Source organism: Arthrobacter oryzae (assembly GCF_037911235.1).
GTDB lineage: Bacteria > Actinomycetota > Actinomycetes > Actinomycetales > Micrococcaceae > Arthrobacter > Arthrobacter oryzae_E.
The window spans coordinates 49107-63625 of the sequence record NZ_JBBLYW010000038.1; the positions used below are offsets into that span (position 1 = coordinate 49107).

Consider the following 14519-nt stretch of genomic DNA (forward strand, 5'->3'; position numbering starts at 1 on the left):
CTACAGGCCGAGTGGCGGCAACGGCAGCCCGAATATGTCCTTCAGGGCATATTTAGCGGCGTGGAAACCCGGCATGCCGGTAACCCCGGGCCCTGGCGGTGTCGACGAGGAGCACAGGTATACTCCGGCCAGCGGAGTGCGCCAGGGCACGGGACTGATCACCGGCCGCTGGACCAGTCCGCGGAGGTCCATGAGCCCTGCCGCGAAATCGCCGCCTACGTAGTTCTGGTTGTACTCCGCCAGGCCGGCCGCCGTCGTCACGTGCACCTGCATCACAATGTCCCGGAATCCAGGCGCAAAACGTTCCAGCTGGGCCGTGACAGCCTCTGCCATATCCACCGTTGACCCGGCTGGCACATGGCAGTAGGTCCAGAGGATGTGCCGGCCCGCCGGGGCGCGGGAATCATCGAACCGCGACGGCTGGGACACCAGGACGTAGGGCCGTTCCGGGTGCTTTCCCGCGGCCACCTGGTTTTCGGCGTGGGCCATCTCGGCACGCGTGCCGCCCACATGCACAGTTCCCGCATCGGCCAGTCCTGCCGCCTCCCACGGGACCGGTCCGGACAGGATGAAATCCACCTTGCAGGCGGCGTTTCCAAAGCGAAATGAAGCCAGGGACCGGCGGTATCCGGCCGGCAGCCTGTCCCCGGCCAGCCTCAGCAGTGCCGGCGGGGCAATATCCAGGAGCGTCGCCTTGGCTGCCGGCAGCTCCGCCAGGGAATCGATCCGCCGCCCGGTTTCCACCGTCCCGCCGTGCGCCTCGATGTCGCGGACCATGGCACGGGCGATCGACGCCGAACCGCCGACGGGAATCGGCCAGCCCTGCGCGTGCGCCAGAGTCCCGAGCATCAGCCCGGCCCCGGCAGGTGCCAGCGACGGGAGCCCTCCCACGGAATGTGCCGCAACGCCGGTCAGGAGGGCCGGTGCCAGATCCTCCCTGAACCGGGCGTTCCACGCCGGGGAGCCCTGCTCCAGTGCCCGCAGGCCGAACAGGACAGCGGCGAGGGGGTCGCGGGGGATCCGGAGCAACTGGTTGAGGGTGAAGTCCGCAACGCCGGTGGCCCGGCGCACGAGGGGCGCCATCAGTCGGCGGTAGGCGGGACCGTCCCGTCCGAGCCCAGCCGCAGTGCGGTCCAGCGATCGGTAGGCGAGGGCCGCACGGCCGCCGTCCAGCGGCGAGCCGAACGAGAGCTCCGGCGTGATGAGATCGATGCGCCGCGACAGCTCGAAGGCGTGGAAGAACGGTGAGGCGAGTGCCATCGGCTGCACTGCCGAGCAAATGTCGTGCAGGTGGCCGGGCCGCATCAGCTCCGACGTGCGAAGGCCACCGCCCGGGCTGGCCGCCGCCTCGAACACATGTACCTTGAGGCCGGCGCGGGCCATAGTTACCGCAGCGGCCAGTCCGTTGGGCCCTGAACCCACGACGGCGACGTCAGGCACCGCTGGCCGCCCGCCGCCAAGGGAGTACTGAGGCCACAGGGTCCCCCGGGTTTATCCGCAACCAGTCCCGGGCGCCGTCGAACGGCCCGCCCTGCGGATCATCCGTCGTGTGCCGGCGGATGACATCGTAGCCGGGGTCCCAGACGTCCCATGCCACGCGGACCATGAGGTACGCGGTGGCGATCATGTGCAGGCCCACCGCCAGTACGTAGTAGGGCATATCGATATTGTGCTGCGTCGGGCCGCCGCTGGTCACCTGTCCGAGGTACATCCACACAGCCGCCCAGTGCAGGCCTTCTATCCCCTGCCAGATGAGGAAGTCGCGCCAGCGCGGGCGCGCGAGGGCAAGGAGGGGGATCAGCCAGATGACGAACTGGGGCGAGTACACCTTGTTGGTCAGGATGAACGCCGCCACGATCAGGAACGCGAGCTGGGCTAGCCTGGGGCGGCGAGGTGCCGTCAGCGCCAGCACCGCGATGAGCACGCAGCTGATGAGGAACAGGTTGAGCGCGAGGGTGTTGATCGCCTCAGGCCCCAGTGCAAGCCACTGCAGGCGCCCGGCCACCAGGTTGTAGGCGAACCAGGGCGAGCTGTAGCCAGCCGGGCGGTCCTCGGTGAATTGGTAGAAGTACTTCCAGCCGGAGGGGTTCATGGCGGCAATCGGGAGGTTCACGGCGAGCCAGGCCGCCGCGGCGGCTGCAGCGGTGACCAGCAGCGGCCGGATCTTTCCGGTCCGGAGCGCCAGCAGGAGGATGGCGCCGAACACGAGCACCGGGTACAGCTTGGTGGCCGTGCCCAAACCGATGAACACCCCGGCCAGCACCAGCCGGTTGCGGGAGAAGAAATACATGCCGACAGCGAGCAGGCCCACCGCCCACATGTCCCAGTTGATCACTCCGGCCAGGACGATGCCGGGGGCAACTGCCACCATGGCGGCATCCCACGTCCGGCGGCGGCTCATGCGGGCGGTTGCGAGGACCGTGACAATCCACACGGCGGCGATAAGTGTGGCGTTTATGTCGAAGTAGCCGAGAATGCGCGCGTCCGTGGCACCCTGTCCGGGGACCATCATGGCCGTCAGTCCGGCGATGATGCCCATCAGGACCGGATATTCGAAAAAGCTGCCCTCGCTGAAGAAGGGGAAGGTGCCGTCACCGAGTCCGCGGTTGCGGAAGAGTTCCGGGAAATCCGAGTAGCACGTGGAATAGAACTGGCCCGGTGAATCCCAGCCGTGTGCGCGGCAGTAGTTCTTGGCCGTGATGCTGGCAAGGGCGGCCAGCATGGTGAGGATGATGAGGACGCGTTCAACGGTGAAGATTCCGGGTGAGACGATGCCCGGCGCAGCCCGGTGTCCCATGGGGCCGCCTATCAGCTCGGTGAAGTTCCTGAGCAGGAGATCACTTCGGCTGGGGATAACCAGGCGGGACCGTTTTCGGTGCGCCGGCGGCATTGTCTCCTGCATTCCTCGAGCTTACCGTCGCCCCCTTCAGGATCAGGCCCCGGCGGCGGGGGACGGTGTATCGTCAATCGTGTGCGCCGTGTGGATCCTTCCCACGATGGCCCCTTCCGCTCTTTCGTTCAGGGGCAGACTCGAGGTCGGTCTGTTCCGCCGCAACCGTCAGGCCTCAGGGGGCATCCCGTTGTGAATCAGCTTTCCCGCGTCCGCGACCGGCAGCGCCTACGGCAGGCTGCGCCGTCGGACGATGCGCACCTTCCGTGGGCGGGCCGGTGGCCGGCGCCTGCCGGCATTGGACTGCTGGCCCTCCTCATCGCGTTTGTCGGTTCCTGGAATCCGTCTTTCTGGGACGACGAAATTGCCACGATTTCAGCGGCCGGACGCTCGTCCGCCGACCTGATGGAACTGTTGCGGTCAGTCGATGCCGTTCATGGCTTCTACTACTTCTTCATGCATGCGTGGACGTCTGTCTTCGGGTTCTCCGAAGTGGCCATGCGATTGCCTTCGGCACTGGCAGTGGGGCTCGCCTGCGCCGGAACCGTCATCATTGGACGAAAGCTCGGCTCGGAGTCCATCGGCATAGCCTCCGGACTGGTCCTGGCCGTTCTTCCCCGCATGGTGTGGGCCGGGACCGAAGCCCGGCAGTCCGCCTTCACGGCGCTGCTGGCCGTGGGTCTTACCCTGCTGCTCATCAGGGCATGGGAATCCAACCGCCCCCTCGACTGGGTACTGTACGGCCTCTGCGCGGTGGCCGGTGTGTGCATGTTCATGTTCTTTGCCCTGGCCGTCGCCTCGCATGCCGTGGCCGCCATCATCCTTCGCAGGCGGCCCCTTGCGGTGCTCATTACGTGCGCGGCAGCCGGAGCGGCCGTCCTGCCATTCCTGCTCTTTGCCATGACGCAAAAAGCCCAGGTCGAATGGATCCAGAACCGCTCGCTGCTGGAAAACCTCACGATTGCCGCCGTCAAGCAATTCTTCTATGGAGACGACCGTCCCACGGGCAACCTCCCGCCGCAGTGGGTTCTCGGGTTTGTCCTGGTCCTCGGCCTCACCCAGGTCGGTCTGGTCGCCTGGGGGCTGTGGTCCGTGCGCGCGATGTCCGCCTACCGTCCACTGGTGGTCCTCAGCCTGACAGGGGTGGCACTTCCCATGCTTGGCCTGCTCCTGGTGAGTGTGGCCCTGCAGCCCGTTTATGTTGCCCGCTATCTCACGTTCACGGCACCCCTATTTGCGCTTCTGGTGGGCCTGGGCCTGGACCGGCTCCGCGCAGGCCGCAGGTGGCTCCTGCCGATCGCCGCCATCCTGGTCGTTCTGAGCAGCCTCGTTCCCCAGCTCACCATCAAGAGTTTTGTGAACGAACCAGTGGACACAGAGCGGCAAATTGCCGGCCTGATCGGCGCACAAACGACCAAGCCTGCCGGCATCGTGTATCTCCACCCCGAACTACGGGACATGGCCCTTGCCTATCCGCAGGATTTCCGGCTCATCACCGACCTCTCGCTCGAAGAAAGCCCGGCGGATTCCGGCACCCTCTGGGGCAAGAATGGCGCAGTCACCGCTGACCAGCTGAAGGGCCGCGGAGACGTCTGGTTCGTCGGTGCAGGCGGCGGGGCTCCCAACGATCTGTCCGCATTCGAAGCGGCGGGATGCCAGCAGACGCGGAACCTGACCTTCCAGCGGATGGCCCTGCTCTCGTACACGTGCCCCTAGCGCCCCGGCGGCACCCCTGGCGGCACTGACGTCCCCGGGAACCGCACCAGGAACCAACAAAAAAGCCCACGCGTCGCCGCGTGGGCTTTTTGTGGAGACGTTTTTTGTGCAGGGTTTCGGTTATCGCCACCGGGTCCTCCTCGATTTCCGTTGCCGGCTCCAGCGCGGCATGTACAGGAGCGGCATGTATAGGAAAGGACGACAGGTCCCGAGTCAGCGGATGACGCCACCCATCTGGTGCAGTACGACGTACACGTCTTCACGGTTCTGATCGAGCAGCTGGCCGTTGAACAGCGTCTTGTCCCTCAGGGCGGGCTGCCAGCCAAGGCGCAGAACCTGCCTAAGCCTTTTCATCATGGTTACCTCCCTTCGCGGTGTTGCCTGACGGGATGTCTGCCGGCGTCGAACACGGTCGGCCTGTTGCGTGGGGGTGGCTGTGATGCTCACTCTGGATCCTTTGTTGGTTGTTCTTGCCCGGAATTGGGCGCGACAAATAAAGCCAATTAATTGCATGAATTAGTTACGACAATTCGGGCATAGGAATGCCCGGTAATAAGCCCGGAGAAAAATCCGAAAGCACTGAGTGGATTTTGCTGGACAAAGAGTGCCCCTGGATGCAGCTACGCCGCAGGCCCAACAAGAGGCCGGGTTCCGAACTATGGGGTGTCGCGCAACCGCGTGGGCCCCGCGTGGACGGCCAACTGCCGACAGCCTTCCCGATGGGGAAGACGGTCACCGTGGATTCGGCCGGGAAGGCCGGAATCACTGGGCTAGGAGGCAGTCACTCCGCGAAAAGGGCGCGAGGCAGCAACAGAGGCCGGGGTGGCGGTGATGGTCATCTTCCATCCGCTAGTCAAAGTAATCATTTTTCCCAACCTCCTTTTCTACTATGCGGCTGAACAGCGCGCGCCGACAACCCTGGCAAATCGCACTGGAGTCAGGAATAAAATTACACCCCACTCAGGGCTTTTGACTACCGAATTTAGAAGATTCCCCGAAGTATTTTATAAATCGTCTTTATAGTCCCCAGCGGACCACTGCCGGAGTCTTCTTGTCCCAGCCCAGCGTGCAGACTTTCGCTGTCCCCAGAATGAAATGCCGGCCTTCGTGCGGATCCAGTCCCAGCCAGCGTGCAGTCAGGATCCTGGAGAAGTGTCCGTGGGCCACAATGAGCACGTTGTCCAACCCGGATTCCAGCACCCGGGCCACTATCTTGTCCGCCCGACCGGCTACTTCCTCCAAGGCTTCGCCATTGGGGACGCCGTGGGTCCAGATCAGGTACTCCGGGTTGTCCTTGCGGATCAGGTCGGAGCTGATCCCTTCGTAGTCGCCGTAATTCCATTCCACCGCGAGGGGTTCCTGTTCGGCGTCGGGAAATCCCGCCAACTCCGCCGTCCGGCGTGCCCGCCGCAGCGGTGAGGTCAACACCAGGTCGAAGTCGACGGCGTCAAGAACCTTCCGTGCCTCGACGGACTGCTGCTCGCCCTCCACCGTCAGGGGAAGATCAGTGAGCCCGGTGTACTGGCCGCTCTTGGACCATTCGGTTTCGCCGTGGCGCAGGATCCAGAGCTGGGGGCGGGCGTTGCTGTTCAGTGAAACCACTTAGGACTCCTCGGTAGTGGAAAGTTCGACGCCGGCGGCCGGCTGGTGTTCGGCGGCCTCGGGCTGCTGCGCCCACCACTCGCGCAGCCTGGCCTCGGCCACCTTGCGGTCAAGCGGGCCGTGTTCCATGCGCTGGTCAAGCAGGAACTTATACGCCTTGCCAACCACCGGCCCCGGCTTCAGCCCCAGCAGGGCCATGATCTGGCCGCCGTCCAGGTCCGGCCGGACCGCTTCGAGCGATTCCTGCTCCCGCAGCGCCGCGATGCGGGCTTCAAGATCGTCATAGGCGAAGGAAAGCCGGTCCGCCTTGCGCTGGTTCCGCGTGGTCACATCGGACCGGGTCAACCGGTGCAGGCGCTCCAGGAGGGGACCGGCGTCCGTAACATAGCGGCGGACTGCGGAGTCGCTCCAGTCGGCCTCCCCGTAGCCGTAAAAGCGCATATGCAGCTCGACCAGGCGTGCCACGGCCTTGATGGTGTCGTTGTCGAAACGGAGGGTCTTCATCCGTTTCTTGGTCAGTTTGGAACCCACCATGTCGTGATGGCGGAAGCTCACCGCGCCGCCCGGTTCAAAACGGCGCGTGGCCGGCTTGCCGACGTCGTGCATGAGCGCTGCAAACCGCAGGACAAAGTCGGGGCCGGGCACGGCGCCGTCGGAATCCGTTTCCAGGGAGGCGGCCTGTTCCAGCACCTGGAGGGAGTGCTGGTAAACGTCCTTGTGGCGGTGGTGTTCGTCGGCTTCCAGGCGCAGCGCGGAAACTTCCGGCAGGACGAATTCGGCCAGGCCGGTGTCCACCAGGAGGTCAATGCCCACGCGGGGGTGCGTTCCGCAGATGAGCTTCACCAGTTCCTCGCGGATACGCTCGGCCGAAATGATGGTGATCCGTTCCGCCATCTGCTCCATTGCCTGCTTAACATCCTCGCGGACCGCCACACCCAGCTGGGAGGCGAAGCGCGCCGCCCGCATCATGCGCAGGGGGTCATCGGAAAATGACGTCTCCGGCGCGCCGGGAGTGGCCAGCACGGAGGCATGGAGGTCGCGGACCCCGCCGAATGGATCCACGAGCTCCATCGAGGGCAGCCGCAGCGCCATGGCATTGATGGTGAAGTCCCGGCGCAGGAGGTCATCCGTCAGGGACGATCCAAAGGCCACCGTGGGCTTCCGCGATTCGGGATCGTACGCCTCGGCACGGTATGTGGTGATTTCAATCTGGAAGCCGGACTTCCGCATTCCGATGGTGCCGAATGCCCTGCCGATCTCCCAGAAGTTGTCCGCCCACTTACGGATCAGCGCTAGGGTCTGTTCCGGCGTGGCGTCCGTGGTGAAGTCAAGATCAGGGGAGAGCCTGCCGAGGAAGAGGTCACGCACGGGCCCGCCCACCAGCGACAATTCATGCCCGGCGTCGACGAAGCGCTGCCCGAGCTCAAGGACCACCGGGTCCACCTTGAAATCAACGGTGTGCGGGTCGGACTTTTGATGTGCGTGCGCCATAGTTACTTAAGCTTGTCAGAAAACCACGCCAACAAGCACCAATCGGGACCGCTGAACCGCGCCGTTACGCCGGTGGTTCGGGAATCCGCGTCACACGCAGTCCACTTTCTTGTCATGTTCCGGTCATCAGGAACGGGCAAGAGTCGTTAGAGTGGACTTCATGGCCCATCCCGTACCGAGTGCTCCAGGCAGGAGGACAAACCCACCGTTGCCGTCGGCAATCGGTGCCCATGTCGCGCCCGCCCCGCACCCGGGGCCGGCCTCGCTGCCCACCGTCGAGGAAATCTCCGCTGGCGGCGTCGTGGTCGACACGTCCGACGGCGAGCTGAGGGTTGCGATCATCGCGCGCCTCAACCGCGGGGGCCGCCTCGAATGGTGCCTGCCGAAGGGCCACCCCGAGGGCAAGGAAAAGAACGAGGAAGCAGCCGTCCGCGAGATCGCCGAGGAAACCGGCATCAGCGGCAACATCCTGGCCCCGCTGGGCAGCATCGACTATTGGTTCACCGTCAGCGGGCACCGGGTCCACAAGACTGTGCACCACTACCTGCTCCGGGCCACGGGCGGCGAGCTGACCATCGAGAACGACCCCGACCAGGAAGCAGTGGATGTCGCCTGGGTGCCCATCCATGAACTCGCCCGCAAGCTTTCCTTTCCGAATGAGCGCCGCATCGCCGACCTCGCCAGAGAAGTCCTGCCGGAACATCTCTGAGGTCCTGTGACTGAATCCAAGACTGTCCAGCAGGGCGAGGCCCGTTCCAGCGCGATCATGGCTGCCGGAACGCTGGTCTCCCGTTTCCTTGGCTTCGGCAAGACGTGGATGCTCGGGGCGGCCCTTGGACTGGGCTCCACGGTCAATGACACGTTCATCAATGCCAACAACCTGCCGAACCTGATCTTCCTGCTGGTAGCCGGCGGCGTGTTCAACGCCGTCCTGGTTCCCCAGATCATCAAGGCCAGCAAAGCGCCGGACAGGGGAGCGGACTACATCAGCCGGCTGCTCACGCTGGCTGTCCTGGTGCTTCTCGGCCTGACGCTGCTGGTCACCCTCCTGGCTCCCGGGGTCATTGAGCTGACCACGCAGGGGTATTCAGCCGAACAGAAATCACTCGCGGTCTCCTTCGCATTCTGGTGCCTGCCGCAGATTTTCTTCTACGGCCTGTATGCCCTGCTGACGCAGGTACTGAATGCCAATGGAGCGTTCGGTCCTGCCATGTGGGCACCGATCCTGAACAACATCGTGGCCATTGCCGGCCTGGGCATGTTCATCTGGATCCTCGGGCCCAACGTCACGAATCCCCACACCCTGGACAACTGGGGACCGACCCAGACCTTACTCGTTGCCGGTTTCTCCACCATCGGCGTGGTGGCTCAGACGGCCATCCTGCTGATTCCGGTGTTCCGGCTCCGGCTGGGTCTCCGTCCGAAGTTCGGGTGGCGCGGGGTGGGCCTGGGGCAGGCAGCGAAACTGAGCGTCTGGACGCTGCTGACTGCCGCCGTCGGCCAGCTTGCCTTCCTCTACGTCATGCGCATTGCCACCATTCCGGGTACCGAGCGGCTGCGGCTGGAGCGGGCAGGGGATCCGGCGGCCAACTTCCTCCCGGGCAACGCCGTGCTGGAGGTGGCCAGCCAGCTGTACCTGCTGCCGCATTCCATCATCGCGCTCTCGCTGGCCACCGTCCTCTTCAACCGCATGACCCGCGCCTCCCAGGACGGTGACCGTGCCGGACTGCGCGACGCCCTTTCCCACGGGCTCCGCACCATGGCGGTGGCCACGGTCTTCGGGGCGCTGGCCCTGTTCGCGCTGGCCGGCCCACTGGGCATGTTCTTCTCCGGCGGCAAGGTGCAGGACGGGGTGATGCTGGCCCAAACGCTCACCATCCTGGCCCTCAGCACGCCGTTCATGAGTGCCAATTTCATGATGTCCAGGGTCTTCTACGCCAATGAGGACGCCCGCACGCCGTTCTATATCCAGTTAGTACTGGCGATCGTCAACGTCGTGGCGGCCTTCGCCATCCAATTCCTGCCCTTCGACCAGATCATCTTTGCCATTGCCATCCTCTATACGGGCGGCAACATCCTTTCAGTGGTGGTGAGTGCGTTCTTCCTCCGCCGCTTGCTGGGTCACCTGGACGGTCCACGCGTTGCCAATTCCTACATCCGGATGGGCTATGCAGCGCTCGGCTCCGCCCTCGCCGGTGCCGGCGCCCTGTGGCTCATGGGCAGCTACAGTGCCGACGGTTTCGCCTGGAGCGGCAGGATCGAGGCCCTGGTGACCATCGTCGTCGTCGGGCCTGTGATGCTGGTGGCGTACCTGTTCCTGCTGAAGCTTTTCCGCGTCACGGAACTTCGGGACCTGCTGCAACCGTTTCTCGGCCGTCTCGGCCGGGGATCCGCTGCCGCACCGGCGGAAGCCGCCGGTGGCGCGGCTGCTAGTACCGGGACGGCCGCCGCAGCTGCCCGGGAACGCACGACGCCGGAACGCGCCACGGTTTCGGTGGACACCGGCCTGATCCCCCGGATTTCCGGCGAGTTCGACTCCGCGTCGTTCCGTGCGGGACCGCAGGTTGATGAACCTACACCTCATCCTGAGGCGCAGCCAACCGGTTCCGCGGGGGGATACCTTCCGGCTGAGGAACAGCCCAGCACGGCACGGGGGAGCATCATGCGCGAGGAAATCCCGCTCCCGGGACGCCGGACCTTCCAGGGAACAGCCGGGCGCAACCCGTACTTCAGCAGGCGGTCCGAAAGGAATCGGCGCCGGAAGAAAAGGTGACACCACCGCGGTTTCACTGCGCCTGTCTCACGCGGCCGTCACACACCATCGGCTAGGATCAGAAGCTAACCAGGGTTGTAGTAACAGACCAGAAATTAACCGGCTAACCGGCGTATCCGCTTTGGCATGATCGAGGCGGCGATTCCCCGGACAGTCTAGGAGGAACCCGTGTCCCACCCGATCGATGTTGGATCAGTGCTCGGCGGCCGCTACAAGGTCACCGCTACCGTATTGACCTCACACGACCATGATCTGGTGCTGGACGGTGTTGACCAGGTCCTCAACCGTCCGGTGAGCATCCTGGTTGCGGGTCCCGACAACACGGAGCAGGTGGCCCAGAGCGCCCGCGAGGTTGCCACCGGTGAACGTCCCGGGCATGTGCAGATCCTGGACCTTGGCGTCAGCGAATCCACCACCTACCTGATCACCAACCACACGTCAGCTGCCGACCTCCTTGACCTTGTGGTTGCCTCCAATCCGCCCTACGTGGAACCTTTTTTCACGGACACCCTGGGCAGCGAAATATTCGGTCAGGCCCGTTCACACGAGCCGGAGACATATGACGGCCAGTACGACGAAGAAGAGGTCGAAGCCGGCTACATCAACTACGGCAACCACCAGCCTGCCGTCCAGAACCGCAAACCGTCTTCCCCGCCGGTTGTCCCCGCTGTAGTGCCGCCCCGCGCCGCACCGGTGCGCCCGGCGTCGGCACCCTCCGTTGGCTCCCCCGGATCCGACAAGGCCGGGTCGCGCGGAGCCGGTGCCGGTGCTGCAGCCGCGGCTGGAGCGGCGGGACTCGCTGCCGGAGCGGTAGCGGCCGGCAAGTCATCCCGGGGGCCGTCTACTGCACCGCAGGCGACCACGCCGCAGCAAGCCGTTCCGCAGCAGTCCGGAGCCAATGGCGGGAAGAACACCGAAGCCATCAGCACCCAGGCCCCTGCCGCGGAATCACCCAAAGTCTCCTTGTGGGCAAACAAGGACGACCACTACCCGGAGGAAGAAGCCCCCTCCACCGGGCCGGCCAGGCCCACCCGGGATCGGATGGCCGCCACCTTCCCGGCCTTTGCCGGCCGCGGTGGCGACGACGAAACAGACGACTACTACGACGACGAAGAGCCTCCGGAGCGGGAGCCGCGGTCCATGCGCTGGCTCGTGGGAGGGCTCCTGGCTGCCGTACTGGTGGTGGGTCTGATCTTTGCCGTATCCAACCTTGGCAGCCTGTTCAAGAGCGAACCCCAGAGCAATCCCGCTCCGGGAACTTCCAACAGCTCCACCGAGCCGCAGGCCAGCGGGGAGCCCACGTCCACCCAGACGTCAGCCCCGGTGGCAGGTCCGCCGGCCGTCGAGGGTGTGAACCGACTGGGCAACTTCGATTTTGCCGCGACCTACGACGGCGACCTGACCAAGACGTTCGACGGCAACGCGGCAAGCTACTGGTCTGACATGGAGTTCGCCACGGACAACTGGGGCGGCCTGGCTGCCGATGTTTCCCTCGTGGTGAAGCTGAAGAGTCCGTCGAAGGTTTCATCCATCACGCTCAACCAGCTGGGCGGGTCCGGAGGCAACATCAGCGTCCTGACGAACGACCGTCCCTCCATGGAAGGCGCCAAGCAGGTCGGAACCAACAGCTTCACCTCACCTGACCTGACCATGCCGCTTTCTGAGCCTGTCACGGCGCAGTACGTGATTGTGTCCATCAAGAACTTGCCCAAGCTGGCTGCACCAAAGACCCGCTTCGGCTACGGCCTCCGGCTTGCTGAGATCAAGGTTCAGTAGCAACGGGGTTCAAGTAGCAACACGGTTCAGTGGCATCCTGGTTCAGTGGCATCCTGATGTTTGGAAGACACGTGCCCTGCGGTTCACGCGGGGCCCGGTAATACGGCGTCTCCAGTCCTGCAAGGCGGTACCCTGAGTGGTGGCGCCTTGCTGGTCTACCTCCTTGCCCGGAATATTCAGGTTCAACAATGGGTTGTGCCATGTGGCCGGCCAGCAAAAGCAGGCGCATCGACTAAGGAAGAGGTTCACCGTACAGTGAGCACCGCAGAAAACACCGCGTCCCAGGTACGTGATGTCATCATCGTCGGCTCCGGCCCTGCAGGCTACACGGCCGCAGTCTATACGGCCCGAGCCAACCTGAAGCCGCTGCTGCTTGCCGGTTCCGTCACTGCCGGCGGCGAACTGATGAACACCACCGATGTGGAGAACTATCCCGGGTTCCCCGAGGGCATCATGGGTCCTGACCTTATGGAGAACTTCGAAAAGCAGGCCGCCCGGTTCGGCACGGAGATCCAGTTCGAGGACGTCACTGCCCTGAAGCTCGACGGCGACATCAAGACGGTCACCATCGCGACGGGGGAGACGTTCCAGGCCCGCGCTATTATCCTGTCCACCGGATCGGCGTACCGCGAGCTGGGGCTCCCGAACGAGAAGCGACTTTCAGGCCATGGCGTTAGCTGGTGTGCAACCTGCGATGGTTTCTTTTTCAAGGACCAGGACATCGCAGTCATCGGCGGCGGCGACTCCGCCATGGAGGAAGCACTGTTCCTCACGAAGTTCGCCAAGTCCGTCACGGTGGTTCACCGCCGCGACACCTTGAGGGCTTCCAAGATCATGGCCGACCGCGCCCAGGCCCACGAGAAGATCAACTTCGTGTGGAACACTGGCGTTGAAGATGTACTCGGGGGAGACAAGGTCACCGGCCTGAAGTTGAAGAACCTGGTGGACGGCACCGAATCCGAACTGGCTGTGACCGGCGTCTTCGTTGCCATCGGAAATGATCCCCGCACCGACCTCGTCAAAGACACGCTGGAAATCACCCCCGAGGGCACCATCGCAGTTGAAGGCCGCAGTTCCAGGACGAGCGTGCAGGGTGTGTTCGCCGCCGGCGACGTTGTGGACCCCACGTACCGCCAGGCCATCACTGCCTCCGGCTCGGGCTGCGTTGCAGCCATCGACGTCGAGCACTATCTCGCAGACTTCCACGCCTAACAGCGCACCATTGATCCGAAGGGAAACAACAAGGTAATGAGCAACGCAAAAGACGTAACGGACGCAAGTTTCAGCACGGACGTACTCTCGGCCGACAAGCCGGTCATCGTGGACTTCTGGGCTGAATGGTGCGGTCCCTGCCGCAAACTGGGCCCCATCCTGGACGAGATTTCGGTCGAGTACAGTGAGAAGGTTAATGTTGTCAAGGTAAACGTTGATGACAATCCGGCGATCGCAGCAGAGTACGGCATCACTTCCATTCCCGCCGTCTACCTGTTCCAGGGCGGCGAAGTGAAGAGCACCGTCATCGGCGCCAAGCCCAAGCAGTTCTTCGAGAAGGAATTTGCAGACGTCCTGTCGTAGTTCGTTGACCGTCCGCCATTAGCGGTGGCCATCACCAATACCACGGTGATGGCCACCGCTTTTTTGTTTTCCGGCCTCAGTGTCGTCGGCGAGGCGGCGCGGAGTTGTGGGCCGTTCTCAACCGGGTAGACAAAATGGGGCGGGGAAGAGGGGTCCTGCTGCAGGCGAGATCTCTTTCGGCGCGGCTGCGGCTGCTGGTCAACGCTGACGGGTTGTTTCGACTGTTCCTTTTCTTCAGGACCACTCCACGGTGTCGCTAGCCTTTATCCCTTACCCCGGAGTCGCGGGGCTGCGCCTTTACCACCGGACGTGGCACGGGTGGCCTTCCGGCGAGGATGCCTTCTGGCTGATCTGGAAGTTCCCGCGGCGCCGAATGAGCGACGATCGGAATGTGGCGACTAGGCCGTCACGGGCGATGCTCCGATTGTCGTGGCAGCACTGGATCAATTGAGTCTCCTGCCGAAGGGCGGCCATTTGGCTCGCGGAGGGTAGCGGTGGCTCGCAGAGCCAGGCTGTTTCGCGTGGACTGTTTCACGTGAAACATCGCGACACTGTGAGGGCGACGCCCAGGCGCGTGTGATCCCCGCGCGAGTGATGAGGGTCTCCGCCGTTCAGCTACAGTCGTATTCCAGCAGGACTTTGCACGGCAACCGGGTCAGATCACAAAATGTGTACTCAATGATGTGAAGGCATCTT

At 64.1% G+C, this 14519-nt stretch carries 11 protein-coding genes; 6 read left to right on the forward strand and 5 right to left on the reverse strand.

From position 1 onward, the window contains the following. Positions 1–1440 (reverse strand): NAD(P)/FAD-dependent oxidoreductase, encoded by a 1440-nt coding sequence (locus WMN78_RS11460; protein ID WP_340533848.1) that lies wholly within the window; start codon positions 1438–1440, stop codon positions 1–3. Beyond that, the gene (locus WMN78_RS11465) at positions 1433–2902 is read right to left on the reverse strand and encodes a glycosyltransferase family 87 protein (protein ID WP_340533849.1); all 1470 of its coding nucleotides are present in this window, start codon (positions 2900–2902) and stop codon (positions 1433–1435) included. The genes WMN78_RS11460 and WMN78_RS11465 overlap by 8 nt, the downstream gene beginning before the upstream one ends. A gap of 180 nt (positions 2903–3082) precedes the next feature. Between WMN78_RS11465 and WMN78_RS11470 the strand changes: the two genes are divergently transcribed. After that, entirely contained in the window at positions 3083–4606 is a 1524-nt protein-coding gene (locus WMN78_RS11470) for a glycosyltransferase family 39 protein (protein ID WP_340533850.1), read from the forward strand. 213 nt (positions 4607–4819) lie between these two features. On the opposite strand, the gene WMN78_RS11475 is transcribed toward WMN78_RS11470, so the two are convergent. The 3 genes from WMN78_RS11475 to WMN78_RS11485 all read right to left on the reverse strand — a co-directional run bounded on the left by WMN78_RS11475 (position 4820) and on the right by WMN78_RS11485 (position 7699). Beyond that, positions 4820–4963, reverse strand: coding sequence for a hypothetical protein (locus WMN78_RS11475; RefSeq protein WP_340533851.1), 144 nt, complete (start codon positions 4961–4963; stop codon positions 4820–4822). Positions 4964–5623: 660 nt separating this feature from the next. Then, positions 5624–6208 (reverse strand): histidine phosphatase family protein, encoded by a 585-nt coding sequence (locus tag WMN78_RS11480; RefSeq protein ID WP_305942910.1) that lies wholly within the window; start codon positions 6206–6208, stop codon positions 5624–5626. Beyond that, the gene (locus WMN78_RS11485) at positions 6209–7699 is read right to left on the reverse strand and encodes a CCA tRNA nucleotidyltransferase (protein WP_340533852.1); all 1491 of its coding nucleotides are present in this window, start codon (positions 7697–7699) and stop codon (positions 6209–6211) included. 208 nt (positions 7700–7907) lie between these two features. Between WMN78_RS11485 and WMN78_RS11490 the strand changes: the two genes are divergently transcribed. The 5 genes from WMN78_RS11490 to trxA all read left to right on the forward strand — a co-directional run bounded on the left by WMN78_RS11490 (position 7908) and on the right by trxA (position 13823). Further along, complete coding sequence (locus WMN78_RS11490; protein WP_305942912.1) at positions 7908–8408, forward strand: NUDIX hydrolase; 501 nt, start codon at positions 7908–7910, stop codon at positions 8406–8408. Positions 8409–8414: 6 nt separating this feature from the next. Then, positions 8415–10472 (forward strand): murein biosynthesis integral membrane protein MurJ, encoded by a 2058-nt coding sequence (murJ, locus tag WMN78_RS11495; protein ID WP_340533853.1) that lies wholly within the window; start codon positions 8415–8417, stop codon positions 10470–10472. Between the two features lie 168 nt (positions 10473–10640). Further along, on the forward strand, positions 10641–12248 hold the full coding sequence (locus WMN78_RS11500; RefSeq protein WP_340533854.1) for an ABC transporter substrate-binding protein: 1608 nt from the start codon (positions 10641–10643) through the stop codon (positions 12246–12248). A 255-nt stretch (positions 12249–12503) separates the two neighbouring features. Further along, positions 12504–13460 carry a thioredoxin-disulfide reductase gene (trxB, locus tag WMN78_RS11505; protein ID WP_340533855.1) on the forward strand — a complete coding sequence of 319 codons (957 nt, stop codon included), beginning with the start codon at positions 12504–12506 and terminating at the stop codon, positions 13458–13460. A 36-nt stretch (positions 13461–13496) separates the two neighbouring features. Further along, positions 13497–13823: a thioredoxin gene (trxA, locus tag WMN78_RS11510; protein WP_137324561.1), complete on the forward strand. Its 327-nt coding sequence runs from the start codon at positions 13497–13499 to the stop codon at positions 13821–13823. The last annotated feature ends 696 nt before the right edge of the window (positions 13824–14519 follow it).

What these genes read in the sequence shown, in the direction of transcription:
- WMN78_RS11485 (WP_340533852.1), bottom strand. Translation starts at nt 7,699, where the DNA reads ATGGCGCACGCACATCAAAAGTCCGACCCGCACACCGTTGATTTCAAG.
- trxA (WP_137324561.1), top strand. Translation starts at nt 13,497, where the DNA reads ATGAGCAACGCAAAAGACGTAACGGACGCAAGTTTCAGCACGGACGTA.
- WMN78_RS11465 (WP_340533849.1), bottom strand. Translation starts at nt 2,902, where the DNA reads ATGCAGGAGACAATGCCGCCGGCGCACCGAAAACGGTCCCGCCTGGTT.
- WMN78_RS11475 (WP_340533851.1), bottom strand. Translation starts at nt 4,963, where the DNA reads ATGATGAAAAGGCTTAGGCAGGTTCTGCGCCTTGGCTGGCAGCCCGCC.